The 25417-nt window shown below is 61.7% G+C and carries 24 protein-coding genes and 1 pseudogene; 20 read left to right on the plus strand and 5 right to left on the minus strand.

Annotation, left to right across the window (positions count from 1 at the left end; genetic code table 11):
- Positions 1 to 15: 15 nt before the first annotated feature.
- Complete coding sequence (locus CN538_RS12110; RefSeq protein WP_106419586.1) at positions 16 to 873, plus strand: PA4780 family RIO1-like protein kinase; 858 nt, start codon at positions 16 to 18, stop codon at positions 871 to 873.
- Between the two features lie 156 nt (positions 874 to 1029).
- Positions 1030 to 2034 carry a zinc-dependent alcohol dehydrogenase family protein gene (locus tag CN538_RS12115; protein ID WP_106419587.1) on the plus strand — a complete coding sequence of 335 codons (1005 nt, stop codon included), beginning with the start codon at positions 1030 to 1032 and terminating at the stop codon, positions 2032 to 2034.
- 120 nt (positions 2035 to 2154) lie between these two features.
- Here the strand turns inward: CN538_RS12115 and CN538_RS12120 are convergent, their stop codons facing one another.
- Positions 2155 to 2997, minus strand: coding sequence for a transporter substrate-binding domain-containing protein (locus tag CN538_RS12120; protein ID WP_242495047.1), 843 nt, complete (start codon positions 2995 to 2997; stop codon positions 2155 to 2157).
- A 392-nt stretch (positions 2998 to 3389) separates the two neighbouring features.
- Between CN538_RS12120 and CN538_RS12125 the strand changes: the two genes are divergently transcribed.
- The 3 genes from CN538_RS12125 (at position 3390) to CN538_RS12130 (ending at position 5580) form a co-directional block, all read left to right on the plus strand.
- A complete protein-coding gene (locus tag CN538_RS12125; RefSeq protein WP_106419588.1) occupies positions 3390 to 4292 on the plus strand; it encodes a mechanosensitive ion channel family protein in 903 nt (300 codons plus the stop codon).
- Positions 4293 to 4582: 290 nt separating this feature from the next.
- Positions 4583 to 5200: a hypothetical protein gene (locus tag CN538_RS19950; protein ID WP_129591359.1), complete on the plus strand. Its 618-nt coding sequence runs from the start codon at positions 4583 to 4585 to the stop codon at positions 5198 to 5200.
- Positions 5201 to 5289: 89 nt separating this feature from the next.
- Positions 5290 to 5580 carry an antibiotic biosynthesis monooxygenase gene (locus CN538_RS12130; protein WP_242495048.1) on the plus strand — a complete coding sequence of 97 codons (291 nt, stop codon included), beginning with the start codon at positions 5290 to 5292 and terminating at the stop codon, positions 5578 to 5580.
- Between the two features lie 356 nt (positions 5581 to 5936).
- On the opposite strand, the gene CN538_RS12135 is transcribed toward CN538_RS12130, so the two are convergent.
- Positions 5937 to 6380 carry a MarR family winged helix-turn-helix transcriptional regulator gene (locus CN538_RS12135; protein WP_106419590.1) on the minus strand — a complete coding sequence of 148 codons (444 nt, stop codon included), beginning with the start codon at positions 6378 to 6380 and terminating at the stop codon, positions 5937 to 5939.
- A gap of 99 nt (positions 6381 to 6479) precedes the next feature.
- Between CN538_RS12135 and CN538_RS12140 the strand changes: the two genes are divergently transcribed.
- Positions 6480 to 6935: a hypothetical protein gene (locus tag CN538_RS12140; protein WP_106419591.1), complete on the plus strand. Its 456-nt coding sequence runs from the start codon at positions 6480 to 6482 to the stop codon at positions 6933 to 6935.
- On the opposite strand, the gene CN538_RS12145 is transcribed toward CN538_RS12140, so the two are convergent.
- Positions 6932 to 7831 carry a LysR family transcriptional regulator gene (locus CN538_RS12145; protein ID WP_106419592.1) on the minus strand — a complete coding sequence of 300 codons (900 nt, stop codon included), beginning with the start codon at positions 7829 to 7831 and terminating at the stop codon, positions 6932 to 6934. The genes CN538_RS12140 and CN538_RS12145 overlap by 4 nt on opposite strands.
- 100 nt (positions 7832 to 7931) lie before the next feature.
- On the opposite strand from CN538_RS12145, the gene CN538_RS12150 reads away from it, so the two are divergent.
- The 6 genes and pseudogenes from CN538_RS12150 to CN538_RS12175 all read left to right on the plus strand — a co-directional run bounded on the left by CN538_RS12150 (position 7932) and on the right by CN538_RS12175 (position 15313).
- On the plus strand, positions 7932 to 9512 hold the full coding sequence (locus CN538_RS12150; protein ID WP_106419593.1) for an NADH-quinone oxidoreductase subunit L: 1581 nt from the start codon (positions 7932 to 7934) through the stop codon (positions 9510 to 9512).
- A pseudogene (locus CN538_RS24485) lies at positions 9512 to 11220 on the plus strand (putative inorganic carbon transporter subunit DabA); the annotation flags it as partial. The gene CN538_RS12150 and the pseudogene CN538_RS24485, both read left to right, overlap by 1 nt.
- A gap of 137 nt (positions 11221 to 11357) precedes the next feature.
- Positions 11358 to 12023, plus strand: a complete 666-nt coding sequence (locus CN538_RS24490; RefSeq protein ID WP_277985019.1) for a putative inorganic carbon transporter subunit DabA — start codon at positions 11358 to 11360, stop codon at positions 12021 to 12023.
- 652 nt (positions 12024 to 12675) lie between these two features.
- Positions 12676 to 13245 carry a hypothetical protein gene (locus tag CN538_RS19955; RefSeq protein WP_129591360.1) on the plus strand — a complete coding sequence of 190 codons (570 nt, stop codon included), beginning with the start codon at positions 12676 to 12678 and terminating at the stop codon, positions 13243 to 13245.
- Positions 13246 to 13349: 104 nt separating this feature from the next.
- Positions 13350 to 14186, plus strand: a complete 837-nt coding sequence (locus tag CN538_RS19960; protein WP_129591361.1) for a DUF2971 domain-containing protein — start codon at positions 13350 to 13352, stop codon at positions 14184 to 14186.
- A gap of 650 nt (positions 14187 to 14836) precedes the next feature.
- On the plus strand, positions 14837 to 15313 hold the full coding sequence (locus CN538_RS12175) for an HIT family protein (protein WP_106419596.1): 477 nt from the start codon (positions 14837 to 14839) through the stop codon (positions 15311 to 15313).
- Positions 15314 to 15576: 263 nt separating this feature from the next.
- On the opposite strand, the gene CN538_RS12180 is transcribed toward CN538_RS12175, so the two are convergent.
- Positions 15577 to 16608, minus strand: coding sequence for a YeiH family protein (locus CN538_RS12180; protein WP_242495050.1), 1032 nt, complete (start codon positions 16606 to 16608; stop codon positions 15577 to 15579).
- Between the two features lie 80 nt (positions 16609 to 16688).
- Between CN538_RS12180 and CN538_RS12185 the strand changes: the two genes are divergently transcribed.
- The 3 genes from CN538_RS12185 (at position 16689) to suyB (ending at position 19308) form a co-directional block, all read left to right on the plus strand.
- Positions 16689 to 17702, plus strand: a complete 1014-nt coding sequence (locus tag CN538_RS12185) for a LysR substrate-binding domain-containing protein (RefSeq protein WP_242495052.1) — start codon at positions 16689 to 16691, stop codon at positions 17700 to 17702.
- Between the two features lie 155 nt (positions 17703 to 17857).
- Complete coding sequence (locus tag CN538_RS12190) at positions 17858 to 18136, plus strand: UxaA family hydrolase (RefSeq protein ID WP_106419597.1); 279 nt, start codon at positions 17858 to 17860, stop codon at positions 18134 to 18136.
- Between the two features lie 2 nt (positions 18137 to 18138).
- Positions 18139 to 19308, plus strand: coding sequence for a (2R)-sulfolactate sulfo-lyase subunit beta (gene suyB / locus CN538_RS12195; RefSeq protein ID WP_106419598.1), 1170 nt, complete (start codon positions 18139 to 18141; stop codon positions 19306 to 19308).
- Positions 19309 to 19353: 45 nt separating this feature from the next.
- On the opposite strand, the gene CN538_RS12200 is transcribed toward suyB, so the two are convergent.
- Entirely contained in the window at positions 19354 to 20385 is a 1032-nt protein-coding gene (locus tag CN538_RS12200; RefSeq protein ID WP_164999592.1) for a LacI family DNA-binding transcriptional regulator, read from the minus strand.
- Positions 20386 to 20651: 266 nt separating this feature from the next.
- Here CN538_RS12200 and CN538_RS12205 point away from each other — a divergent pair, with 266 nt between their 5' ends.
- The 5 genes from CN538_RS12205 to hisD all read left to right on the plus strand — a co-directional run bounded on the left by CN538_RS12205 (position 20652) and on the right by hisD (position 25416).
- A complete protein-coding gene (locus CN538_RS12205) occupies positions 20652 to 20855 on the plus strand; it encodes a hypothetical protein (RefSeq protein ID WP_106419600.1) in 204 nt (67 codons plus the stop codon).
- A 64-nt stretch (positions 20856 to 20919) separates the two neighbouring features.
- Positions 20920 to 22101 (plus strand): TRAP transporter substrate-binding protein, encoded by a 1182-nt coding sequence (locus CN538_RS12210; RefSeq protein WP_106419601.1) that lies wholly within the window; start codon positions 20920 to 20922, stop codon positions 22099 to 22101.
- 4 nt (positions 22102 to 22105) lie between these two features.
- Positions 22106 to 22639 (plus strand): TRAP transporter small permease, encoded by a 534-nt coding sequence (locus CN538_RS12215; RefSeq protein WP_207233487.1) that lies wholly within the window; start codon positions 22106 to 22108, stop codon positions 22637 to 22639.
- An 11-nt stretch (positions 22640 to 22650) separates the two neighbouring features.
- A complete protein-coding gene (locus CN538_RS12220) occupies positions 22651 to 23958 on the plus strand; it encodes a TRAP transporter large permease (RefSeq protein WP_106419603.1) in 1308 nt (435 codons plus the stop codon).
- 144 nt (positions 23959 to 24102) lie between these two features.
- Complete coding sequence (gene hisD, locus CN538_RS12225; RefSeq protein WP_106419604.1) at positions 24103 to 25416, plus strand: histidinol dehydrogenase; 1314 nt, start codon at positions 24103 to 24105, stop codon at positions 25414 to 25416.
- The last annotated feature ends 1 nt before the right edge of the window (position 25417 follow it).

Here is a 25417-nt window from a genome sequence, read left to right on the forward strand (position 1 = left end):
TGAGAGCGAGGCCGCATGAAGATACCCAAGCGATTGCAGCCGCTGGTGGAAGATGGCCTGATCGACGAGGTCGTCAGCCAGCTCATGAGCGGCAAGGAGGCCCAGGTGTTTGTCGTGCGCTGTGGCGACGAACTGCGCTGTGCCAAGGTCTTCAAGGAGGCCAAGAGCCGCAGCTTCAAGCAGGCGGTGACCTATCAGGAGGGGCGCAAGGTGCGCAACAGCCGCCGCGCCCGGGCGATGTCCAAGAAGACCCGCTACGGCCAGCGCGAGCAGGAGTCGGCGTGGCTCAATGCCGAGGTCGATGCACTCTACCGCCTGGCCGATGCCGGGGTGCGCGTGCCCCAACCGCACGGCTTCGTCGATGGCGTGCTGCTGATGGAGCGCATCGCCGATGCCGACGGCGATGTCGCCCCGCGGCTGGACGATGTCGAACTCACCCCGGAACAGGCACTCGACTACCACCAGCGCCTGATCGGTGAGGTGGTACGCATGCTCTGCGCCGGGCTGGTCCACGGCGATCTGTCGGAATTCAATATCCTGGTCGGCGCCGAGGGGCCGGTGATCATCGATCTGCCCCAGGCGGTGGATGCCGCCGGCAACAACAACGCGCCCTGGATGCTGGTGCGCGACGTCGACAACCTGCGCCAGTATTTCGGCCGCTTCGCCCCGGAACTGCTCGCCACCGACTACGGCAAGGAGATCTGGGCGGCCTATGAGGCCGGTGAGCTGCACCCGGAGAGCGTGCTGACTGGGCGCTATATCCCGGATGCCACGCGGGTCGATGTCAGCGACGTGATGCGCGTGATCGATGCCGCACGTGAAGAGGCCGCCGAGCGCGATGCGCGCCAGCAGGAAGACGCCGACGACTGGTGAGGCGAGGGCGAGGGGAGGTGTCTACACTGGGGGCACATCGTCAGGGAGGGCATCGTCGGTGGTGCCCGGCTGGCGGCCGCTTAGCCGTTGGCCTTGGCGCCAGGACGTTCATCGATGTCCACTCCCAGACGTCAACCAAACCAGGAGGCTGACTTCATGCAGGTCGTTCATCTGACCGCGCCCGGCGGGCTCGACAAGCTCTCTCTCGCAACCACCGACGCCCCCGGCGCCCCCGGGCCGGGTGAAATCCGCGTGCGTATCCACGCCAGTTCGCTCAACTTCCATGATTACCTCGTCGCCAGCGGCGTCTCGCCAGCGGAGGATGGGCGTATACCCATGTCCGATGGTGCCGGCGTGGTCGAAGCGGTCGGCGAGGGTGTCGACGAGTTCGCGGTCGGCGATCACGTGGTCTCGACCTTCTTCCCCTACTGGCTCGAAGGGCCGGCGCGGGTCGCCGACTTCAAGACCGTGCCCGGCGACGGCGTCGACGGCTACGCCCGCGAGCAGGTGGTGCGCCCCGCCCACTGGTTCACCCTGGCCCCGGCCGGCTATAGCCACGCTGAAGCCGCCACCCTGACCACTGCCGGGCTCACCGCCTGGCGCGCTCTGGTGGTCGATGGTGGCCTCAAGCCGGGGGACAGCGTGCTCACCCTGGGCAGTGGCGGCGTCTCGATCTTCGCCCTGCAACTGGCCAAGGCGATGGGAGCGCAGGTGATCGCGACCTCGTCGGACGCCAAGCTGGAGCGACTGCGTGAATTGGGTGCCGATCACACCATCAACTACCGCGACGAGCCCGAGTGGGGCAAGCGGGTCCAGGCGCTCACCGACGGGCGCGGGGTCGACCACGTGATCGAGGTCGGCGGCCCCGGCACCCTGCCGCAGTCGATCGATGCCGTGGCGATCGCCGGGCATATCGCGCTGATCGGCGTGCTCACCGGGGTTGGCGGCGAAGTGCCCACGGCCAAGCTGATGGCCAAGCAGGCCAAGCTGCAGGGGCTGATCGTCGGTAGCCGCCGCGATCAGATCGAGATGATCCGCGCCCTCGAGGTCACCGGCCTCAAGCCGATCATCGACCGCAGCTTTGGCCTCGGTGAGATCGCGGATGCCTTCCGTCATCAGGAGTCGGGCAAGCACTTCGGCAAGATTTGTCTCGAATTCTGAGCACCACTCCCAAGTTCATGCCACTGCCAAACGACAACGCCGCCGGAGAGCTCTCCGGCGGCGTTGTCGTTCAGGCCCCTGCGCGCTGGCATGGGCCTGAACGCAGGGGCGCTGTTGGTCTCACTTGCGCGAGGGCGGGCGCAGGTCGTAATCGAAGTACTGGTGCATCAGCTCGACGAAGGTGCCATCGGCGTAGACGCTATCCAGCGCCTGGTCGAAGGCCGCGGCCAGGGCTTCGTCCCGCGGGCGCACCGCAATGGCGTTGCCGCGGCCGAAGATCGACTCCGGCCGATCGATACGCGGGCCCACCTGCACGAACTGGCTGTCCGGCTTGCCGAGTGCCAGCGCATCCAGCGCCACCGGATAGTTGAGGAAAGCCAAGTCGAGCCGCTGCGCTTCCAGATCCAGGGCCACATCGGCGGCGGTGGCGTAGCGCTGGACATTGAGCACGTCGCCGTAACGCTGGGTAATGTAACTATCCTGGGTGGTCCCGCGCTGGACGCCCACGCTCAGCCCCTTCAACGAGGCGGGGTCGTCGAGATCGATCGTCGCGCCGCGTCGCGCCACCCACACCTTGGGCGACATCGCATAGGGGCGAGTGAAGCGCACCTGACGCTCCCGCGCTGGGGTGATGCGCATCGACGACATAATGGCGTCGTACTTGCGCGCCAGCAGGCCGGGAATGATGCCATCCCAGCCCTGGACCACCCACTCGCAGTCGAGCTTGGCGCGCTGGCACAGGATGTTGCCGAGATCGATCTCGAAGCCTTCCAGCTCCCCGGCAGCGTTGCGATACTCGAACGGCGGATAGGGTACATCGACGGCGATGCGTACGTGCTGCCCGGCTTCGGTCTGGTTGGCGGCGCTGGCGGTGGGAGCGGTGAATAGCTGCGCGGTGAACAACGCCACGGCGGATAGCGTCAGACAGGCCATGCCGCGAGCGGTGAAGAAGCGTGGTGTCACGGAGAGATCCTTGAAGTTGTGCGGTTGTTATCGGTGCGATGCGATTGTTGTTGGTGCGGGGCGGTATGCGACCCACCCGGACAGCGTGCCGTAAGCCGCCCGTGATGGGAAGATAGGCGCGGGCCGTTGTTCTCGATGTGGCGGTTGGCTACTGTCAGAGAAAGGCCGCCCCCAAACGGCCATGGTCCAGCGCCGAGGGGCGTAGTGACGTGCCTCGGCACGACCGGTGCTCTCATACCTGTCGATGCTCTCCTATCCATCGGTTCTATCTGAGAAGAATCCGTGATGAATCTCATGTATGAAAAGCCGCATTCGTCGAGCGATATTGTCACTTCTTCACAGCTCCAATGTTGCCGCAAAGCTGTGTATTTTGATTTATTGGGGGCTTCCAGATGAAGTCAATATTCGATAGCGTCCCTTCGGACTTCCGGCTGTTGGCGATACTCGTCACCATCCTGGGCATTGCGGCCCTGGTGAACTGGGTCGTGATGGCGATCATCAATCGGGTGGAATCGTCCAAATTGGCCACGGCCTCTGTCGACAAGACTGCGCTCAATTTCGCCAAGCGTCTCATCTCTGTCGTTATCTATGGCGTCGGTATTGGCGCATGCCTGACGCGTATTCCCGAACTCGATATCGTGGGTCATTCGCTGCTGACGGGGGCAGGTATTCTGACGCTGGTCGGCGGTCTGGCCTCACAGCAAGTCCTGGGAAATATTGTCAGCGGCTTCATGATCGTGTTCTTCCGCCCGTTCCGAATCGGTGACCGAATCACGGTCTCCGGCAATTACACCGGTACGGTCGAAGATATCACCCTTCGCGAAACCATCCTCCGAGATGCCGAGAATAATCGGATCATTATCCCGAATTCACAGATCAGCAGTGAGGTAGTGGTCAACGCCAACCACACCGACAGTAAAATCTGCAAGATCATCGAGGTGGGGGTCGGCTACTCATCGAACCTGGAACAAGCCATGGCGATCATGCAAGACGCAATCGTCAAGCATCCGCTGATCATTGACCCGCGCACAGCAGAGCAAATACGAGATGATGCCCCGGTCGTGCCGGTACGAGTCACGGCGCTGGGTGATTCCTCCATCACGCTCAGAGCGTGGGCCTGGGCAGACAGTTCTGCCAACGGTTTCGTATTGCAGTGCGACAGCTATGCCAATGTGAAACGCCGATTCGATGAGGCCGGCATCGAGATACCCTTTCCCCAGCGAACTATTTCGTTCGCTGAGGGAGCGCGGCTCCAAACGGTCATCGACGGTTCGGATGAACGGCGGGATCGATAAGTGGAATACGTCGAATTTTTTTAGACAATGACCATGAATTCAGCCGTTTGTCTGAGATATATGGTCTCAAAGAGTCAAAGGTTTTTCTGCTGCAACAAGGTCAGCTTTCTCTTGTCGGCGCATGAGTGTTAGTAGTGAAGTCAAGGAGGCTACAGAGCCTTCAGGATTGATTGAAGTTGAATGTAAGCTTCTGTTACACTGATTGCTTGCATCAAAGAGTGGTTCTTCGAGTGATGCTGACGTCTTGGAGTCGCTGTTTTGCTCCATGTTGATCGTCTAAGGGGTTGAGTTTGGAGAATTTTAACTATTTTGCTCTGATGTATCTAAATGACTGGTACTGGTGGGACAAGCCGTTCTCTGAACGCATCGGTGGCCCCGATAAGGATGATAGCCTTGAGGCTTTTCATGGGGCTGCGAAGTACTACAAAGTCACTAGGAACTTCTCCGGCTTGAAAAATGAAAAGCGTCTAGCTACAGCTGAGGCTTTGGTGCTGGACGTGAAGGGGCCCATTAGCGCGAATGAGGCCTGTGAAACTGTGCGAGCTCTTGCCGCAAGTTTTCAAGAGAAATACGGAAAGAATGCCATTTCCGCCGCGTCAAAGCTTCTTTGGCTTCGGTTTAAATCACCCATAATTATTTTCGATGGCAGAGCAGTTGCCTGGCTGCGAGCTAATAAGTACAAAGTTCCTTACGGCGCTAGCTACGATACCTACTGCGAGAAGTGGTTGTTAGCTTTTGATAGGCATGAGGAAAGGATTCGAGAGGCATGCGAAGGTCTAATTAATGTCAAGCAATACTCTTTGGTTGCAGAAGAAAACCATGGTGAGTTAGAGGGGCTTGTAAGGCAGCGGTGGTTTTTGGAAAGAGTTTTTGATAAGTATCTTTGGTTCAATGCTGCAGGTGGATGATTGCTGTATTTGCTGGGGTTTCGCTAATCTTAATTCTGTAACGTGCGTGGAGTATGGTTTGAATGATTGCTAGAGAATGGAAATGTCGAGTGCCCGAAGCCCATGGTGAAGGGTTTACGAGCTACCTTTACGAAACGGGCATTAAAGATTCATCCGCAACGCCGGGATTTTGTGGTGCTCAGATTTTTCGCCGCTTTCATGTAGGAAAAGTTGAGCTCACTCTCATTACTTGCTGGGACGATCTGGCGTCAATAGAGGCATTTGCGGGTGCCGATATTTCCCAGGCGCGCTTGTACCCGGAAGATAAAGCTTATGAACTTGAGCCTGATCTTTCGGTACAGCACTACGAGGTCATCGAGCATCAGGTTTCGATTGGGTAGAGGCGGGCGAGTGTTTTTTGACAAGACGTATAAAAGTCGCCCCGGCCCACGCTCCTCATCGAATTGACGTTATCTGGTGCGGCTGCACCTCGACGGCGGCAGAAAGGTCCCGCAAGTGCCTATCTAGCTTTGCTAGTGCCTGCTGGTCGTATTCGCCTGTATTCAATTACCACAGCTGCTCGTGCACATCGTAACAAGCCCCGATTCAGACCACAGACTCGGGGCCTTTTTGGTTTTTGTGGCGTGTGGTGTCTCGCTAGTCGCCGTGCCATATCGGCTTCCGGCCGGTTGGGGCTCTCGATCGCTGGCGCGACCCAGATGCTGGTGCCCCTAATCTTGGGAGTACTAAAGCTTCGTCAGCGCTCAATCGCGCCGGAGATGCGCTCGAGCACAGACAGTGTTGTCTCGAGTTCCGCCTGGGTGATGCCTGCAGAGCATGTCTTGGCCCAGCCTGACTGCTTTTCGTACAGCTTCGAATAGACCGTTTTTCCGAGGTCCGAGAGGCTGATCAGTTTCGCGCGTTTATGCCCCGGATTGTCTTGGAATAACAGAAGGTTATCCTTTTGCATGGCATCCACGAGCCGCTGTACGGCTTGTCTTGTCAGCCCCATGCTGCCGGCGATCTGCGGCACGGTTTGTGGTTCACCCGCCAGGGAAAGGGCACCCAGGATCTTCCATCGGGCACTGGTGATGCCATATTCCGACCCCATACGGTCGCCCTCACTGACGAGGAACCCGCCCAGCTTGAAGACTTCGAGAACAATCTCGGTGAACACCGGGCCTTTCTGAGCGTCGCTCATCGACGATTCCTCCGGCGAATTGACAACATATTGACAACCTCGGTTGTCGCTCGCATGATGACAACATGTTACCAATTTGCCCCGCCGGAGGAAACCAGAATGCTCATGCTCCATCGACTGGCAGCCACCCTCGCCATCTTTTGCATTGCCACGTTCTTCTCGTCGACGATCCTCGTCGAGCTGTTCGGTACGCCAGCATCCATCGCGACCGTCAAAAGCCTCATCGTGTGGCCAGGCTTGTGGGTGCTGGTGCCTTCCATTGCCCTGACCGGCGGCAGCGGTTTTGCCTTGGCGAAATCCAGAAGTGGGAAGCTCGTACGACGCAAGACAATGAGAATGCCCTTTATTGCCATCAATGGCTTATTGGTGCTCATTCCCTGCGCTGTGTTTCTGGATCGCTGGGCATCCGCAGGCGCGTTCGATACGGCTTTCTACCTGGTGCAAGGCGCTGAATTGCTGGCCGGTGCGACCAATCTCGTCTTGATGGGCATGAACATGCGAGACGGTTTTAAGATGACCGGTAGGTTTAGACGCTCAACGTTGGTTAACCGCTAGGCCATATCCCCCAGTGGCCCGGCCAGCAGCTCCGAGACCACTCCCGGCATGAACTCCCGCGGCAGGGTGATGGCGTAGAAGTTCTCGAACACGTTGGGGAGCTGCTCCAGGCGCGTCAGGCGCCCCTGCTGCAGCTCGTCCTTGACCACCACCTCCGGCAGCACGCTCAGCGCGCCGCTGTCGCGGGCCAGCAGGCGCAGCATCGCCATGTCGTCGGCTTCGGCGAGGATCTTCGGCCGGTACTGGTAGAGGCTGCAGTGGCCATCGAAGGCGCGGCGAATCTCGTGGTGCTCGCCGGGCAGAATCCAGCGGCTGTCTTCGAAGCCGGTGGGGAAGGGGGTGCCCGGGGCGGTACCGGGCGGGCCGATGATCGAGAGCGGCTGGCGCGCCAGTAGCTGGCTCTGCCAGGCGGCGGCCTGCGAATGCGACGAGGGTAGCTGGGTGTTGGTGAGCACCACGTCGAGTTCGTGGCGGGCCAGGCCATCCAGCAGATCGGCCATGCCGCGGGCGTGCAGGCTGAAGTGCACGCGCTGTTCGGGCTGATGGAGCAGCGGGGCGACGAAGCTCTCGATGAAGTTACGCGACATGGTGGAGAGGGTGCCGATGCGCAGGCGCTGGTACTCGGGCTCGATACCGCGGCTGATCAGCGACTCCAGCTCCTCGCCCTTGGTGAAGATCGCCTCCGCGTAGTTGAACACCCGGCGGCCCGCTTCGGTCAGCACCAGAGCGCGGTTGCGGCGCTCGAACAGCGGCTTGTCCATCCGTTCTTCCAGCTTGCGGATCTGCGCCGAGAGCGCGCTTTGCGATAGGTGCAGCGAGTCCGCCACCTGGGTCAGCTTGCCTTCCCGGGCCACGCGCCAGAAGTAGTAGAGGTGATGATAGTTGAGGCGGCTCATTTCGTTCTCTTTTATAGAACTATTGATCAATTAATATCTATTTTAATTAAAAATCGCTTCGCCGGATACTGCACGCTCCCTGGATCAGCGGAGCCTTCCCATGCACGGCAACGAGCCATTTTTCACCTTCCTGCTTACCCTGGTGCCGCTCATCCTGGCGCTGGGGGCAGTGGTCAGCGCCCGCGGCTCAACCGCGCGGGCCTGGCGCATCGGCCAGATCACCACCAGCGTCAGCGTGCTGCTGGCAGCAGCGCTGCTGGCGCTGGGGCTGGTACACGGCCTGCCAGCGCTCGCCGGCTGGTGGCAGAGCGGCATACTGCAACTGACCATGCTGGCGCTGGCCAACTTCATCGCCTTCGTGGTGGTGCGCTACAGCGCGACCTATCTGCAGGGCGAGCCGCGCCAGCGGCGCTTCGTCACGCTCGTTCAGGCGCTTTTTGCCGCGGTCAGCGTGGCGGTGCTCAGCAATCATCTGCTGCTGTTCCTGTTCGCCTGGCTGGGCATCAGCCTGGCCATGCACCAGCTGCTGATGTTCTACCCGGACCGCCCGCGTGCGGCCCTGGCAGCGCACAAGAAGTTCCTCTTCGCCCGTGCCGCCGAGCTCTGCGCCGCAGCCGCTTTCCTCATCCTCTACCTGGAACACGATAGCGCGCGGATCAGCGTCATCACCGCCGCCTATGCCGTACCCGGCCATGCCCTGAGCCTCGCCGATCAGGCTGCGGCCTGCCTGATCGGGCTGGCGGCGCTGATCAAGTGCGCCCAGCTACCGCTGCACGGCTGGCTGATCCAGGTGGTCGAGGCGCCGACCCCGGTGTCGGCGACGCTGCACGGCGGGGTGATCAACCTCGGCGGCTACCTGCTGCTGCTGTTCTCGCCGCTGCTGCTGCAGTCGGCGCCGGCCCAGGCGCTGGTGCTGGCGGTGGCCGGCGTCAGCAGCGTGCTGGCGGCGCTGGTGATGATGACCCGCGTCAGCGTCAAGGTGCGCCTGGCCTGGTCGACCAGCGCCCAGATGGGCCTGATGCTGGTCGAGATCGCCCTCGGGCTGACCGAACTGGCGCTGCTGCACCTGCTCGCCCACTCCTGCTACAAGGCCTACGCCTTTCTCAGCTCCGGCGAGGCGGTGGCCGAAGATCTGCTGCGTCGCCAGGCCCCGGCTCGCAGCCCCTCGCCGGGCCAGTGGCTCGCCGCCTTTCTGATCAGCGCCGCGCTGGTAAGCACGGTGGTGGTGCTGGCACGCAGCCTCAGCGATTCGCCTGCCTTCGCCGCCTACAGCCCCTGGGTGCTGGTCACCTTGGCGCTGAGCGTGATGCTGGCCGAGCGCCGCAGTGAGCGCAGCGCGGGCGCCCTCGGCAGTTTCCTCGGTCTGGCCGTGCTGGTGGTGCTCGCCTATGTCGGCCTCAAGACGCTGTTCGTCACGCTGCTGCCCGCCACCGGGCACAGCGTCTCGCCCTGGGCGGATCTATGGGTGAGCGTGCTGTTCGTGCTGCTATTCGCCGGTTACTGGCTGCAGCGCCATGGGCTGCACTACCGCGCCTCGCAGACGCTCAACCGCTACTGCTACGCCGGCTTCTACCTCGACGAATGGGTCACTCGTAACACCCTCAAGTTCTGGCCCCACGCGCTGCCCGGCCGGATTCAGGCCAAGCAGCATCACACCGTCTCTCGCGGGAGTTTCCAATGATGAGTCTCGATACCTCTCGAACCGCACGGCTGGCCGACGCGAGCGACGCCACGCCGCTCACCGAGCCCCAGATCGCGGCGCTGGATCGCGCCTGCGCACGCATCGCCCCGAGCTGGCCGCTGGATCGGCTGATCGCGGTGAGCCCCTACTGGACCCAGCGCGGGGAAGACGCCGCCACGGTCTCGGCGCGCCTCTCGGCGCTGGGCAATGTCCACGGTCTGATGCCGCCTAGCCACTATCTGGCAGCCTGGCAGCGTGGCGAGATCACCGAGGCGCACCTGAGTGAGGCCGCCGCACGGCTCGATTACCACGGCGCCTGCCGCAATCTGCTGGCGGTGGTCGATGAGCTGAGCCGCTTGCCTCACTGGCACAATATCAGCGATCTGATCGATGCTCGCCGTGATCGCCAGCATCAGATGGCCTGGCGCGACGAGATCACCCATCAGATCAGCCAGTTCTGCGCCGCCTACTATCAGGCGGATGGGCCGCTCAACGCCGAGCGCTTGCACGCGCCCCGCGGCAAGCGGCTCTACCAGCACTGGCGCGAGATGACTCTCGAGGATCGCGGCATCGCCATCCTGATGGGCGAGCCGCGGCTGCGGCGCTACTTCCAGACCCTGCCGGAGAGCGAAGAGGGGCTGTTCCAGGCGGCCATTGCCGAGCTGGATGTCGCCACCGGGCATCTCGAGAGCTACGCCCAGGCGCTGCTGCTCGATATCAACGGCTGGGCCAGCTGGGTCGCCTATCAGGATTGGCAGCAGGGGCTGGATGCCTCCGCCGGTGAGGCGCAGGAGGAGACTCAGCGCCAGGGCCAGTGCGAGCGGTCTCCTTCGGACATGCGCAGCCTGCTGGCGATCCGCCTGGCCTGGGAGCTGGCGCTGTGGCGTTATATCGGAGCGGAGCAGCCGGAGCAGGCCGAGCGCCTGAATCGGCTGTGGCACGCCGAGCTGGTGGAGCTGCCGACGCGCATCGAGCGCCACCAGCGTGCGCAGCAGCCGCTATGGGTGTGGCAGCTCGCCAGCGAAATCGCCTACCAGCAGCCGCTGCATCATGCGCTGCGGCAGGCCGCGGGTGTGGCTTCAGACAATACGCAGACGCCGCGGCTACAGGCAGTGTTCTGCATCGATGTGCGCTCCGAGCCGATGCGCCGGGCGCTGGAGCGCCAGAGCCCAGCGATCCAGACCCTGGGCTTCGCCGGCTTCTTCGGGCTGCCGCTGGCGCACCAGCAGGGCGGCACCGCGCTGGCCCAGCCACACCTGCCGGGATTGCTGGCGCCACAGGTGATGCTCAAGAGCGAACCGAACACAGGGACGACACACACGGCGCAACGGCTGAACTGGCAGGCGCGCCTGCAGGAGTGGAGCCGCACGGCCAGCGCCAGTTTCACCGCGGTGGAGGCGGGCGGGCTGCTCTATGCCGGCAAGCTGCTGCGCCGCTCGCTGGAGGCCAAGTCCGGCGCCAGCCGCTCGCCATGGACACGCTGAGCTGGCACTGGCGCGGCAGCGGTGAGGCGCTGAGCCTGGCCGACAAGGCCGCGCTCGCCCGCAGCGTGCTGGTGGGCATGGGGCTGACCGAGCAAATCGCCTCTCGGGTACTGCTGGTGGGGCACGGCAGCCACAGCAGCAATAACCCGCATGCCGCGGGGCTCGAGTGCGGCGCCTGCGGCGGCCAGTCCGGGGAAGTCTCGGTGCGCGCCCTGGCGCGGCTGCTCAACGACCCCGCGCTGCGCGAGGCGCTGGCGGAAGACGGGCTGGTCATCCCCCCAGGAGACGCGCTTCTTACCGGCGCTGCATCACACCATCACCGACCGACTCGAACTGCTGGAGGCCGGAGACGGACGCCCAGGTGCTGGGTGAAGACATGCGCACCTGGCTCCAGCGGGCCGGTGAGCAGGCCCGGCGCGGGCGCGCCCCGCAGCTCGGCCTCGCGGCCGATACGCCCGAACTCGAGCAGACCCTGGACCGCCGTGGCGCCGACTGGTCGCAGACCCGCCCCGAGTGGGGGCTTGCCAACAACGCCAGCTTCATCGCCGCCCCGCGGCGCTGCACCGCGCTGCTCGATCTCGCCGGGCGCAGCTTCCTGCACGACTACGACTGGCGTACGGATAGCGACTTCGCCCGGCTGGAAGCGATCATGACCGCACCGCTGGTGGTCGCCCACTGGATCAACATGCAGTACAACGCCTCGGTCACCGACAACCGCAAGTTCGGCAGTGGCAACAAGGTGCTGCACAACGTGGTCGGCGGGCATATTGGCGTGTTCGAAGGCAACGGCGGCGATCTACGTATCGGCCTGCCGCTGCAGTCGCTGCATGACGGCGAACGCTGGCGCCACGAACCGCTGCGCCTGAGCGCCTACCTCGCCGCACCCCCGGAGGCGATCGCCGAGATCATCGCGCGCCACGAGGTGCTGACCTCGCTGACGCACAATGGCTGGCTGCATCTATTCGCGCTGGATGACCAGAGTGGCGAAGTACTCGCTTACCGTGGAGGGCAGTGGGTCACCGGCTAGAGGCAAGGTTCGCCCACCCAGAAAACTCGCGTCATCAGAAAAGCCCCGCCCCAGACCTCTGGCGCGGGGCTTCTTTCTTTGGGGCGTGTTCATTGCATCGTCATACGCTTCCGCTCGCTTGAGCGGTGGAATCACCCGGGGGCTGAATCTCAAAGCGGCAAATTGTGCGTCTATTACGACACACAACGTTTTGCATCCTTCATGATGAGTGAATAATCTTGTTACAAGACCTCTTGCATGGCCAGGTGGAATTGTCTCTTAGCTGAATGCTAGAACTACCGCATGAATGGCAAGCCGCCATCACCCATGCCCAGGTAGGGGCGGTAGCGTGGCCCCTCTCGGTACGCGGGCTGTAGCGTTTTATCCGCATTAGGGCCTTTATACTATCCATCAGCCTGGGAGGTCTGCTCTGCGTATCCATACGTTGATTCTGGAGGTTGCTGTGTTTCTATACAGTGCTATTAGATCTGGCAAGATGCGCAAGCGCGCGAATTCGGCGTAGGTAGCCGAGCTGTTGTGAGAAACCATTTTTATCAATGGGTTAGGTAAAAAATGGTGTGCTCGACAATGTTGTTGAGCGTGCTAGCGCGTTCAAGTCACTAAGCGAGCGCGCTGTATAATCACTGTTATTTTTTATCGAGATGGAGGTTGAGTGGAACAATTTTTTGAGCTGCTGAAATCAATTCCATCATCAGCATGGATAGCGTTCTTCACCGCACTGCTTACATCCACGCTAACACTGATTGGTGTCAGGCTTACCAACAAGTCAAATAACGAGCGTTTATCAATTCAGCTAGAACATGAAAGAAAGCTAAAGCGAGAAGAGCTGATCAGAAACCGATTGGAAGAGTTGTATGTTGAATCAAGACGATATATGAATGCCGTAGTGACTCACTTCTTACCCTATCGCCAAGTGATGGAAGGAGAGTTAACATTCAACCAGGCATTGGATTTCAGTATTGACAGTGAATACACACATAACCCGGAACGAGTGCACCTGATAATGGATATGTACTTTCCAGAATTGAGAGATAGCTTCGCCGGTGTTGAGCAAATGCTGGAGAAGACAAATAATATCCTGCATGGCTATAAGCTACAGTATAAGCAAGGCGATTTCTCAGGAGAAAAATGGCTCCCATTATTTCAGGACTCGCTAGAGAGATTAAGTAAAGCCGCAAACGATTTTGAGAAGCACGTTCAGGAAATTGCGAAAAAAACATAATAAGGCCAGGCACGGCGACGGTTTTTCCGTTGCGGCGTCGCCTTCACTACAAAGCCGCGCGTGCTGGCGGCGTTACATTTTTACTCACTCTGTAGGGAGGCTTGGTGAAAACGTATAAATATCTAGGGAAGGTGTCTTCGGAGATCTTCCTTGAAAAACAGACAATAAGGTTTTCTCAGCCAAAAGCTTTTAATGACCCATTTGAACTTCAGCCTGAGTTTTACGTGGAAGACGCAAGCTTAGTTGAAGGCGATCAGCGCCCTTGCAAGTTTGTTATTCATGGGCATCAGTCGTCTTATGAAAAGTACCTCCTTAACGATCGGCCAACTGAAACCCAACTTCAGAAAGTGGACGGAAAGGGCATTTTTTCGCAATTAAATGAACATATTGGGATTTTATGTCTTGCTCGAGCAGAAACATTGATGCCTGCCAATTTCCTTATGTGGGCACATTACGCCGAATCTCACCAAGGGCTGGTGATAGAGTTTCATCCTGAAAGTGAGTTTATTCAGAAAGCAAGTCCAGTTCACTATTTGCCACGCCGGCCAATTATCGACGCCAGAATGTTGTATGAGAATGAGTTTGTGGCGATTGAAGATCTATATTTTAAATCGGATGCTTGGTCCTACGAGAATGAGGTTAGGATAACAAAGAAACTTTCTGAGTGTGCAAACTTGGGTGCAAAAGATGCTTTGGGTAATGATATCTATGTGGCGGATGTACCTCTAGCATCCATCAAATGTATTTATCTAGGTTGTAACTCAAGTGCCGCTATGAAATCGGCGGCGATCAAGCTAAACAGGTCATCAGGGATCAATGTGATATTCCTGAAGGTGCACGACGAAGAGTATAAACTGATACCTTGTGCTAATCTTGGTGGAACATGGGCAGAGATATATAGCACAAGTGAGCAGTTGCTTTTTAACCGAGAAAAAATGTAACAAGGCCAGTCACGGCGACGTCTACTACATTGCGGCTTCGCCTCCATTCCGTAGCTGCGCATGCTGGCTGGCGTTAGGTCTCACTATGGATGATCGTGCATTTCAAGGCCTCGAAATATTCCTGCGGAAGATTCCGGGCATATCTTCTCCGCTCAGTCACGGATACTCGTCAGACGGTCAATGGTGGGTTAATTTTACTATCGATATTGATAATCCATGTTCTTGGAAGGTCGTGCAAGAGTTAGGTCGTATATTGAATTGATTATCATTGAATGAGCGTCTCCCCACGGTATTTAAACCTGTTTTGCCGCCGCCGTACTTGAATGGTGGCCCAAGAGATTTTTTATCTTAGGTAATTGAGTGCTCAGACAAAGATTTCAAACCCGGTGCTATTGCCAAATGGCTCGAAGGGCGCATGCCACAACCTGTTGATGATACAACGCAGTGGGAACTGGACGAGTAGTGAAACCTAACTAGTGGTTCAAATCGTTCGCTTCGCTCGCTGGGACGCGCTAAAGCCTGTTCCTTAACCAAACTTTATGACTTCGCGCTTGGCCACCGGGCGTCTGCTCCCAAGGTGCCACGGTCCATCTTGTCCCTCATTGCCAGAGATCGGTGCGTTCACGCCGAGATGAAAGGACTAAACCCTTATGAGCTGTCTCTTTTGTGACATGGTGGCCGGGCGGGCGCCCTGTCATCGGATCTGGGAGGATGAACGGCATCTCGCTTTTCTCTCCATCTTTCCCAATACCCGTGGCTTCAGCGTGGTGATCCCCAAGGCGCATCATGGTAGCTATGCCTTCGAACAGGAAGACGCTGTGCTGCGTGAGCTGATCGTGGCGACCAAGCAGGTGGCCAGGCGGCTGGATCGGGCACTGGAGGGCGTGGCCCGCTGCGGCATGTTCTTCGAGGGCTACGGTGTCGATCATCTCCACGCCAAGCTGTTTCCCATGCACGGTACCGGCGCCGATGCGGGCTTCCAGGCTATCGAATCGAGGGTGAACAAGTATTTCGAGCGCTACGAAGGATATCTCTCCTCTCACGACTACCAGCGTGCTGACGATGCCGAGTTGGCCCGGCTCGCGGCGTTTATTCGCGAGGTCGACGGCGACGCTCGGGGAGAATGAGTCGGCGAGATATATCAGGTCCGCCGTGGAAGCCCCAGCCACCGACAAAGCTTGATCAGCGATACCCCATGGCCTTCAAGGGTCCGCTCTGCCTGCGGTGACCTTGCCCCTGAAGAGGTCCGGTATGACGGCGGCCCGCGATTCGGGGTAGCTCTACTACACCCTGTGGCGCGGCCCCTCTCTGGCCAGGCGCTGAAGCGGCGCCATCATCGATAGGGCCCCGGCTTGTAGCCGGGGCCTTGTCATTTCATGGTGCCCGGGGATCAGCGCATCAGCAGCGGCGTGACCATCATGCCGCCGGCGAGGAGCATGGCGAACAGGCACAGGGCCAGCAGGAAGGGTTTGACCCCCAGTGCCTTGAGCTTTTCCAAGCGTGTCTCGAACCCCAGCGCGGCCATCGCCATGGCCAGGGCGATCTGTCCGATCATCACCAGCGACTGATGCAGCGGCGCCGGCAGGGCGACGACGCTGTTGAAGACGACCATCGCCAGGAAGCCGAAGGCGAACCAGGGGATCACCAGGCCGCCGCCGGCCACCTCGGTGTTGCCTTCGCTGGCCTGCTGGCGAATCCACCACTGGCCGACCACCAGCAGAAAGGGGACGAGCAGCATCACTCGCACCAGCTTGACGATCACCGCGTTGGCCAGCGCCTGCGGACCCACGGCGTCACCGGCTGCGACCACCTGCGCCACTTCGTGAACGGTGGCGCCGATGTAGATGCCGAAGAGCCCTTCGTCCATGCCGGTGAGCGGGTAGATCAGCGGGTAGATCAGCATGGCCAGCGAGCCGAACAGCACCACCGTCGCCACGGCCATGGAGGTGGCGGCGGGCTTCGAGCGGATCGTGGTCTCGGTCGCCAGCACCGCGGCGGCGCCGCAGATCGCGCTGCCGGCGCTGGTCAGCAGGGCGGTCTCGCGGTCGAGCCCCAGCAGGCGTGTGCCCACCCAGTAGCCGACGACCAGCACGCTGCAGATCACCAGGGTGTCGAGCAGGATCACCTTGGGGCCGAGGCCGAGAATCTGCTGCAGCGTCAGCGACAGGCCGAACAGCACGATGCCACCGCGCAGTAGCCGGCGGGTGGCGAACTGAAGGCCGGCACGGGCTCGCGGCAGATGGCCGACGACTGGCAGGTTGCCCACTACCAGCCCCAGCAGCAGCGAGAAGACCAGTGGGCTGACGCCGCTTTCCCGGATACCCGGCAGATGGGCCAGGGCGAAGCCGACCGCGGTCAGACCGGCACAGAGTGTCAATCCCTGCCACATGAGACGTTCTCCGATGGTTGGCGATGACGCCATGGATAGGTCTCGTTAGGCTAATCAGGAATAGGCTTATGTGTTATTGGGTAATAACGATATGACAGTTAAGTGAAACCGATATGTCGAGTTATGTGACCTTCCGCCAGCTGCAGGTGTTCGTCGCCGTGATCCGTGGCGGTGCCGTCAGTGCGGCCGCCCGTCAGCTCAGTCTTTCCCAGTCGGCGGCCAGCCAGGCACTGGGGGATCTGGAGCGTCAGCTCGGCGTGGTGCTCTTCGAACGCCTGGGCCGTCGTCTCGAACTCAACGATGCCGGACGCCGGCTCATGCCCTATGCCGAAAAGGTCCTCAACGGCCTCGACGAACTGATCGATGCCGCCCGGGAACCCGAGGGTGAGCTGCGCGGCACGCTGCATGTCGCCGCCAGCGCGACGATCGGTACCTATCTGCTACCGATGCTTGCCGGGCGCTTCATCGAGCGCCACCCGTCGGCGGACCTGCAGTTGCGGTTGCGCAACACGGAAGAGGTGATGCGGGACATTCAGCGTTTCGACGCGGACCTGGGCTTCATCGAGGGCCAGTGCAGCGAATCGCGACTGGTCAGCGAGGTATGGCGCCAGGACGAGATGGTGGTGGTGGCCGCGCCGCAGTACCCATTGGTGTACCGCGATGGCCTGAGTGTCGAGGATCTGCAGTCGGCACAGTGGATCCTGCGCGAACCGGGCTCGGGAACGCGCTCGATCTTCGAGGCGGCCATCCACCCCCACGTCGAACGCATCCGGGTACGCATGGAACTCGAGCAGCACGAGGCGATCAAGCAGGCGGTGCGTGCCGGCTTCGGCCTCGGCTGCCTGTCGCGGCTGAGCGTGGCCGGCGAACTCGATCGCGGTGAACTCGTCGCCCTGAATAGCCCGTTGCAACTCACCCGCCTTTCTCGCTGGTCTGGCATCCGGAGCGATACCGCAGTCCGTTGTGGCAGGCGTTCAAAGTCTTCTTGCGCGCGTCCGACTAGCGACGCCGGGCCTCACGTTTTTCCTCTCTCTCCTCGCTTTCTTGCCTCTCCTTTTCTTGCCTCTCCCTCACTCACCGCGCCGGCGGCTGTGCGTCCTTTGCCTGCCCTGAGGCGCTCCGTCTGACTGGCTAGCCAAGCGATTTCGCCACGCGGCGGCACGGGCGGGAACGTTTTCCTGCTTGACTGTCATGTATACTATGTCATATACATGAGTTGTCGCGCCGGCGAACGCTCGGCAACGACGATGACAATCAACGCGATCCACGCGAGGAGAGGCGCATGAGCATCGATTTCGTGGTCCACGACGACGACGCGGTCGGCGTGGTGGTGGTGGAAGGGGTCCAGGCGGGTCAGACGCCCGGCTGGGTAATGGATCAGGACAAGACGCTGGAGTTCGAGGTCAAGGACGCGATCCCCATCGGTCACAAGTTGGCGATCCGCGATCTCGCCGAGGGCGAGGCGGTGATCAAGTACAGCGTCGATATCGGTCGGGTGGTGCAGTCGATACGCCAGGGCGAGCACGTCCACGTTCACAACGTCAAAACCAAGAGGTGGTAAGCATGGAACTCAAGGGACGCACCTTCCTCGGCTATCGGCGCGATAACGGCCGCGTCGGCATTCGTAACCACGTGATCGTGTTGCCGGTGGACGACATCTCCAACGCTGCGGCGGAAGCGGTGGCCAACAACATCAAGGGCACGCTGGCACTGCCGCACCCCTATGGACGGCTGCAGTTCGGTGCCGATCTGGACCTGCACTTCCGGACCCTGATCGGCACTGGCTCCAATCCCAACGTCGCTGCAGTGATCGTGGTCGGCATCGAGCCCGGCTGGACCGGCAAGGTGGTCGACGGCATTCGTGCCACCGGCAAGCCCGTGGAAGGTTTCTGGATCGAACAGAACGGTGACCACAACACCATCGCCAACGCCTCGCGCAAGGCTCGCGAGTTCGTGCAGTATGCCAGCGAGCTGCAGCGCGAGCCCTGCGACATCAGCGAGCTGTGGGTCTCCACCAAGTGCGGCGAATCCGACACCACCTCCGGTTGCGGTGCCAATCCCACTGTCGGCGAAGCCTTCGACCAGCTCTATGATCAGGGCTGCACGTTGGTATTCGGCGAGACCTCCGAGCTGACCGGCGGTGAGCATCTGGTGGCTGCGCGCTGCGCCAACGACACGGTGCGCGAGCAGTTCCAGGCGATGTTCGACCGCTACAGCGCGATGATAGACCGCCACAAGACCAGCGACCTCTCCGAGTCGCAGCCCACCAAGGGCAACATCGAGGGCGGTCTGACCACCATCGAGGAGAAGGCGCTGGGCAACATCCAGAAGATCGGCAAGCGTTGCTTGGTGGATGGGGTACTCGACAAGGCCGAGGCGCCCACCGGACCCGGGCTGTGGTTCATGGACTCCTCGTCGGCGGCGGCGGAGATGGTCACCCTGTGCGCGGCCTCGGGGTTCGTGGCGCACTTCTTCCCCACGGGGCAGGGCAACGTGATCGGCAACCCGATCCTGCCGGTGATCAAGCTCTGCGCCAATCCGCGCACGGTGCGCACGATGAGCGAGCATATCGACGTCGACGTCTCGGGGGTCCTGCGCCGCGAGATCAATCTGCCGGAGGCGGGGGATCAACTGCTGGAGATGCTGCTGCGCACAGCCAACGGTCGCCATACCAGTGCCGAGGCGCTGGGGCATCGGGAATTCGTGTTCACGCGGCTCTACGAAAGTGCCTGAGCCGAGAGGCACGTGCTGACTGCCATGAGGCGTTTCGCCGGTACGTCAGTCGCCGGCGGAAGGGGGCGGCGCCGTCGAGTCACGCAGCACCACACGGGCCTCGAGTACTTGCCTGTGTGGCGTGGTCCGCCCCTGAATCCGTGCCACCAGGTCATCGGCCACCCGGCGTCCGACCTCGTCGGCCGGGGTGGCCACGGTGGTCAGCGCGGGCTGCATGAAGCGCGACTGGGTCAGGTCGTCGAAACCGGTCACCGAGAGCTGTTCGGGGATGGCGATACCGGCACGCTGTGCGGCAAATACTGCGCCGAAAGCCAGTACGTCGTTGCCGCAGAGGAGGGCGGTGGGGCGTGGTGTGAGTCGCATCAGTTCGGCAAACGCCGTGGCCCCTTCCTCGATGCCGTAGTCGATGGTGACGATGTGGTCGTCGGGCAGTGCCAGGCCGGCCGTCTCGATGGCGTGACGAAAGCCGTGCAGGCGGGCCCGGGCGCGATCGTTGCCCTCGACGGGAGCAGTGATCACCGCGATGTGGCGATGGCCCAGGTCGATAAGGTGCTCGGCGAGCTGGTGGGCCGGTGCCGCATTGTCGAATCCGATACTCGGCCAGTCGGGGTCCTCCTGGCTGTGCCAGCAGGTCAGGTAAGGCAGCTCGTGCTGCTGGAACAGTTGCAGGGCCGCAGGCAGATGGTCGTGGCCGATCAGTACCGCACCGTCGATACCCTGCTGGATCAGCGTGCGTAGCGACTCGACCTCCTCGGCAAGACTGTAGCGGTAGGTGGCGATCAGTAGCCGGCAGTCGTACTGTTTTAGCCGGCGCTCGAGGCTGTCGATCATCGCGCTGAAGACCGGGTTGTCGAGGGTGGGAACCAGGGCGCCGATTGCGCCGATGCGCCTGGAGGCCAGGGCCCTGGCGGTGCCATGGGGCACGTAGCCGAGCCGGTCGACCGCCGCCTCGACCTTGTGGCGCAGCCGCTCGCTGACATGCGGTGCAGCGTTGAGCACGCGGGAGACCGATGCGGTGGAGACCCCGGCTTCGCGGGCGACGTCCTCGAGCAGTGTGCGTTTGACATCCCTGTTCATGGGGCGACTCATGAGAGTTTGCGTAAGCGTATCACCGGGTTGTCCCGCGCCCCAGTCATCGAAATCGGTGGCTGTGACCAAGGTCGTAATGACAGGTTTTCGGACATTGGCTAGCTTGGATTCACTCGATTGTAAGCGCTTACAATTTTGCTGGCAAATCACGGTAGCGTTTGCTTCGCAGGCAGACCAGGGAAGGAGGAGACGGCAAGGCAGCATCAGAGTTAAGGCGTCAGGGACGACAATCACAACCGGCACGGGAGACAACCATGCCTATGACGCATGTCGATGCAAGAAGGCGATGGGGGCGCAGGCTGGTCGCGCTTTCCGGCCTGCTGCTGGCGCTCTTCATCACGCGGGTGGCACTCGAGAGCCGGGGGTTCGCCCTGTTCACGCTATCGCCCGCGGCGGAGGCGACACTGCTCGTCGCCATGGTCGCCTGCTTCATCACGGGCTGCATTCGGCTCGAATGATCGGAGCCCACGCCCGAGGCAGGACTCAACTGAGATCACGACACAACAAGACAGGAGTTCCAGCATGCTACGCCACGCCAAGAAGCTCATCGGTCACGCCGCCAACGGCGAACCGCAACAGTCCGAGCGCCGCCACTTCTTCAGCATGATGGGGCGCTATGGTTTCACCACGGCGCTGATCGGTGCTCTGGGCGGCTCGCTGTTCTCGGAGTCGGCGATGGCCTCGATTTCTCGCGAGGAGGAAGCGCGCGAGAAGGCGGCGGACACGGTACTGGTCATGGCGACCGGTTACCGTCTCGGCGCCTCACGGGCCTATCCGATCATGCAGCTCAACTTCAAGGAGAACCTGCAGAACTTCAGCCGTGGCAAACTCTATGTGCGCTTGCAGCCCGGTGGCCAACTGGGTGCCGGCGGCGCCCTGATCACCAAGGTGCAGAACGGCACTATCGCCATGGCCCAGCATTCGATCTCGAATCTTTCTGCGTTCGCGCCCGAGGTCGACCTGATCAATATCCCCTATTGGTGCGGCGCCAACCAGCATCTGGTCAACCTGGTGACCTCGTCGGTCTGGAAGGACGAGGTTCATGGCAAGGTCGAGGACCGCGGCTTCAAGGTGCTCAGCTATATCTGCATCGATCCGCGGACCGTGGCCGTGCGCCAGGGGCTGCTCGATCACCCGGTACGCACGCCAGACGATATCCGCGGTATCAAATTCCGCGTGCCCTCGTCGCAGATCCTGCAGAAGGTCTATCGGCTGGCCGGCGCCAACCCCACGCCGGTGGCCTGGGGCGAAACCTCCTCGGCGATCAAGCAGGGCGTCGCGGATGCCCTCGATCCCAGCGTCGAAGCGCTCTACATCTTCGGCTTCACCGATGTGCTGGCGTCGATCTCGACGATCCAGTCGGTGCCGGACGCTCAGGTCTACACCTGCAACAAAGGCTGGTTCGACGCGCGTCCGGCCGACGTTCAGGACGCGATCATGCAGGCCTCGGACGTGACGTTCCGCGAGAACCTGGCCAAGGTGCCCGCGGCGCGTGCCTACGCCTATTACGAGATGCGCCAGGCCGGCATCGATATCTATTCGCCCAGCGACGATGAGATCGCTCAATGGAAGGCGAAGTGCGGCCATCAACTGGCGACCTGGAACGATCTCAAGACCCAGCTGGCGGGCTCGCTGGACAAGTTCAACGAGCTGCTGGCCGCGACGGAGGTGTCGAATGGCTACTACGTCGACAGCAACGCCTGAGGCCGTGGTGCGGCAACGCCACTGGTACGATCGGCTGGCCGCCTTCGACCGCCAGGCGGAACGCTGGCTCCTGCTGACCTTCTACGCCCTGATCATCGCCACCGTGGCGATCGAGGTTCTGCGGCGCTTTCTGCTCGACTACTCCTCGGTGTGGGGCGAGGAGCTGTCGCGCTATGCCTTCATCTATCTGGCCTGGATCGCCGCCGGCGCCGCCGTGCGGGATCGTGCCCACATCCGTATCGACGTGCTGGTCAATCTGGGTGGGGCGCGTATCCAGCGGCTGGCCTGGTGGCTGGCCGACATCGCGACCCTGACACTCGCCGTATGGGCGCTGTGGCTCTCGTTATCGCCGGTTCTGACCTCGTTGCAGTACGGCTCGGTGACGCCGGGGCTGCGCGTATCGCAGGCGATCTTCCTGGCGGCGATCCCGCTGGGCTTTCTGGTGGTGGTGGGACGCGTCGTGCAATCGATGGTGGCCGATGTCGGGCGGATGCGCCGCGGCTTGCCGGCGTTCGACGGCAACCGGCTGTTCGACTGAGGAGGTGATGCATGGAATTCCTGGCTGCCCAACAGGCCGTATCGTCCCTCGACTGGACCTTCTATCTGCCCTGTTCTCTGCTCGTCTTGATGATCTTGCTCGGGGTGCCGGTGTGGGTCTCGATCGGGCTGGGCGCACTGGGCATGTTGACGCTCACCGAGACGCTGCCGCTGTCGGTGTTCGGCGAGGCGCTGTTCGACGGCATCAATGCCTTTGCCCTGATCGCGGTGCCGCTATTCATCCTCACCGGCGATGCGCTGGTTCGCTCGGGGCTCTCCGACAAGCTGCTCGATGTCGCCGAGGCCACGGTCGGCGGGCTGCGCACCGGGCTGGGCAACTCGACCACCCTGGGCTGTGGCTTCTTCGCCTGCATTTCGGGGTCGGATGCCGCCGGGGCGGCGGCGGTGGGGCGGATGACCATCCATCGGCTCGTCGATCGTGGCTACCCCTTGCCTGCTGCCTGTGCGCTGGTGGCGTCGGGGGCCTGCACCGGCATCCTCATCCCACCGTCGATCTCCTATATCGTGATGGGGCTGGTGCTGGGCCTGTCGGCGTCCACGCTGTTCCTGGCGGCGGCGATTCCCGGGGTGATGGTGATGGTCTCGGTGATGTTCACCAACATGCTGCTCAACCGGCGTTACGGCTACGAGTCGGAAAAAGCCGCCTTCTCATGGCGGCGCTGGCTGACCACCGTGTGGGGCGCGCGCTGGGCGCTGTTCGTGCCGGTGGTGATTCTCGGCGGTATCTACTCGGGGATCTTCACACCCACCGAGGCGGCCGCCGTCGCCGTGGTGGTGGTGGTGGTCATCGGCCTGCTGCAGAAGCGGCTGGTGCTGGGTGACATCCCGCGCATGCTGGAGTCCTCGGCGCGGGTCTGCGGGGTGATCGTGCCGATCATCGCGGTGTCGCTGCCGCTGGCCCAGACACTGGCCAGCCTCGACATCCCGCAGACCATGGTCGGGGCGGTGAGCAACTTAACCGACTCGCCGACCCTGATCATTCTGCTGATGATCGGAATCCTGGTGCTGGCGGGGTGCGTGATGGAGACCACGCCCAACATCGTGATTCTCTCGCCGCTGCTGCTGCCGCTGGCCCATCAGGCGGGCATGAACGACTTCCACTTCGCCATCCTGATGGTGACGACGCTGGGGTTGGGCTTCATCACCCCGCCCCTGGGGCTGAACCTGTTCGTCGTCTCCGGCCTGACGCGCTGCTCGGTGCTGGCGGTGGCCCGGCATGCCGTGCCGTTCGTCATCGGCATGCTGGCAGTGGTGCTGCTGGTGGCATTCGTGCCCTGGTTGTCGACCTGGGCGCTGTAGACAAGCCGGAGACCGACACCCGCAGAACATGGGATTTTGCGACAAATTGTAAGCGCTTACATCGTGTATCTCGCTATCCAAGACGTCGTGAAGCGCGCCTCACGCAGGGCGCCACGGCAACGACACGCAAGAAGGAGCACAGCAATGGCTATCGATTACTACAAGAAAGCGGAGAAGAACGCCTCGACAGGGTATGACCAGACCCAGGAGACGGTGTCGCGGATGCTGGCCGAGATCGAGGCCGGGGGCGAGGCCAAGGCCAGGGAGTACTGCCGGAAACTCGACGGCTGGGAAGGTGACGTGGTGGTCGCCCGCGAGCAGATCGAGGCGGCGAAGGCCAGGGTGCCGGAGCAGCTCAAGGCCGATATCCAGTTCGCCTATGAACGAGTATCGCGCTTTGCCGCGGCGCAGCGCGACAGCATCCGCGAATTCGAGACCGAACTCTCGCCGGGGCTGTTCGCGGGGCAGAAGCTGATTCCCATGGAGACCGCCGGCTGCTACGTGCCGGGCGGGCGCTATGCGCACATCGCTTCGGCGATCATGAGCGTGGCGACGGCCAGAACGGCGGGCGTCAAGAACGTCATCGCCTGTTCGGTGCCGCGTGACGAGAACGGCATCCATCCGGCGATTCTCTACGCCATGGATCTGGCCGGTGCCGATACCATCCTGCAGATGGGCGGTGTGCAAGGCATCGCCTCGATGGCCTTCGGGCTGTTCACCGGTAAGCCCGCCGATATCCTGGTGGGGCCGGGTAACCGCTTCGTCGCCGAGGCCAAGCGGCAACTGTTCGGCCGTTGCGGCATCGACATGTTCGCCGGGCCCACCGAGATCGGCATCATCGCCGATGACACGGCAGACCCGCATATCGTCGCCACCGATCTGGTCGGACAGGCCGAACACGGCCCGGATTCGCCGGCCTGGCTGTTCACCACCTCGCGGGCGCTGGCCGAGGCGGTCAGCGAGCGGATCCCCGGGTTGATCGCGGATCTGCCGGAGACCCAGTCCAGGGCCGCCGATGCCGCTTGGCGCGATTACGGCGAGATCGTGATCTGCGACAGCCGCGAGGAGGTGGTCGAGGTCAGCGACCGTTACGCCTCCGAGCATCTCGAGCTGCAGGTCGAGGATCTAGACTGGTGGGTGGCGAAACTAAACAGCTACGGATCGCTGTTCGTCGGCGAGGAGACCACGGTGGCATTCGGCGACAAGTGTTCCGGGACCAACCACATCCTGCCCACCAAGGGCGCGGCCCGCTACACCGGTGGGCTGTGTGCCGAGAAGTTCCTCAAGATCGTCACCTACCAGCGCCAGTCCCGCGAGGCGACGCGCAGTGTCGCTGCGGCGACGGCGCGGTTGTCACGTTGCGAGGGCATGGAAGGGCACGCACGCAGCGGTGACGTGCGCCTGGCCAAGTACTACCCGGACGAGCAGTTCGATTTGGTCATCGATGAGGAGGTCTAGG

This window comes from Salinicola tamaricis, assembly GCF_003006155.1.
Classification (GTDB): Bacteria; Pseudomonadota; Gammaproteobacteria; order Pseudomonadales; family Halomonadaceae; genus Salinicola; species Salinicola tamaricis.

What these genes read in the sequence shown, in the direction of transcription:
- CN538_RS12110 (WP_106419586.1), top strand. Translation starts at nt 16, where the DNA reads ATGAAGATACCCAAGCGATTGCAGCCGCTGGTGGAAGATGGCCTGATC.
- CN538_RS12115 (WP_106419587.1), top strand. Translation starts at nt 1,030, where the DNA reads ATGCAGGTCGTTCATCTGACCGCGCCCGGCGGGCTCGACAAGCTCTCT.
- CN538_RS12125 (WP_106419588.1), top strand. Translation starts at nt 3,390, where the DNA reads ATGAAGTCAATATTCGATAGCGTCCCTTCGGACTTCCGGCTGTTGGCG.
- CN538_RS12135 (WP_106419590.1), bottom strand. Translation starts at nt 6,380, where the DNA reads ATGAGCGACGCTCAGAAAGGCCCGGTGTTCACCGAGATTGTTCTCGAA.
- CN538_RS12140 (WP_106419591.1), top strand. Translation starts at nt 6,480, where the DNA reads ATGCTCATGCTCCATCGACTGGCAGCCACCCTCGCCATCTTTTGCATT.
- CN538_RS12145 (WP_106419592.1), bottom strand. Translation starts at nt 7,831, where the DNA reads ATGAGCCGCCTCAACTATCATCACCTCTACTACTTCTGGCGCGTGGCC.
- CN538_RS12150 (WP_106419593.1), top strand. Translation starts at nt 7,932, where the DNA reads ATGCACGGCAACGAGCCATTTTTCACCTTCCTGCTTACCCTGGTGCCG.
- CN538_RS12175 (WP_106419596.1), top strand. Translation starts at nt 14,837, where the DNA reads ATGAGCTGTCTCTTTTGTGACATGGTGGCCGGGCGGGCGCCCTGTCAT.
- CN538_RS12180 (WP_242495050.1), bottom strand. Translation starts at nt 16,608, where the DNA reads ATGGCGTCATCGCCAACCATCGGAGAACGTCTCATGTGGCAGGGATTG.
- CN538_RS12185 (WP_242495052.1), top strand. Translation starts at nt 16,689, where the DNA reads ATGTCGAGTTATGTGACCTTCCGCCAGCTGCAGGTGTTCGTCGCCGTG.
- CN538_RS12190 (WP_106419597.1), top strand. Translation starts at nt 17,858, where the DNA reads ATGAGCATCGATTTCGTGGTCCACGACGACGACGCGGTCGGCGTGGTG.
- suyB (WP_106419598.1), top strand. Translation starts at nt 18,139, where the DNA reads ATGGAACTCAAGGGACGCACCTTCCTCGGCTATCGGCGCGATAACGGC.
- CN538_RS12200 (WP_164999592.1), bottom strand. Translation starts at nt 20,385, where the DNA reads ATGAACAGGGATGTCAAACGCACACTGCTCGAGGACGTCGCCCGCGAA.
- CN538_RS12205 (WP_106419600.1), top strand. Translation starts at nt 20,652, where the DNA reads ATGCCTATGACGCATGTCGATGCAAGAAGGCGATGGGGGCGCAGGCTG.
- CN538_RS12210 (WP_106419601.1), top strand. Translation starts at nt 20,920, where the DNA reads ATGCTACGCCACGCCAAGAAGCTCATCGGTCACGCCGCCAACGGCGAA.
- CN538_RS12220 (WP_106419603.1), top strand. Translation starts at nt 22,651, where the DNA reads ATGGAATTCCTGGCTGCCCAACAGGCCGTATCGTCCCTCGACTGGACC.
- hisD (WP_106419604.1), top strand. Translation starts at nt 24,103, where the DNA reads ATGGCTATCGATTACTACAAGAAAGCGGAGAAGAACGCCTCGACAGGG.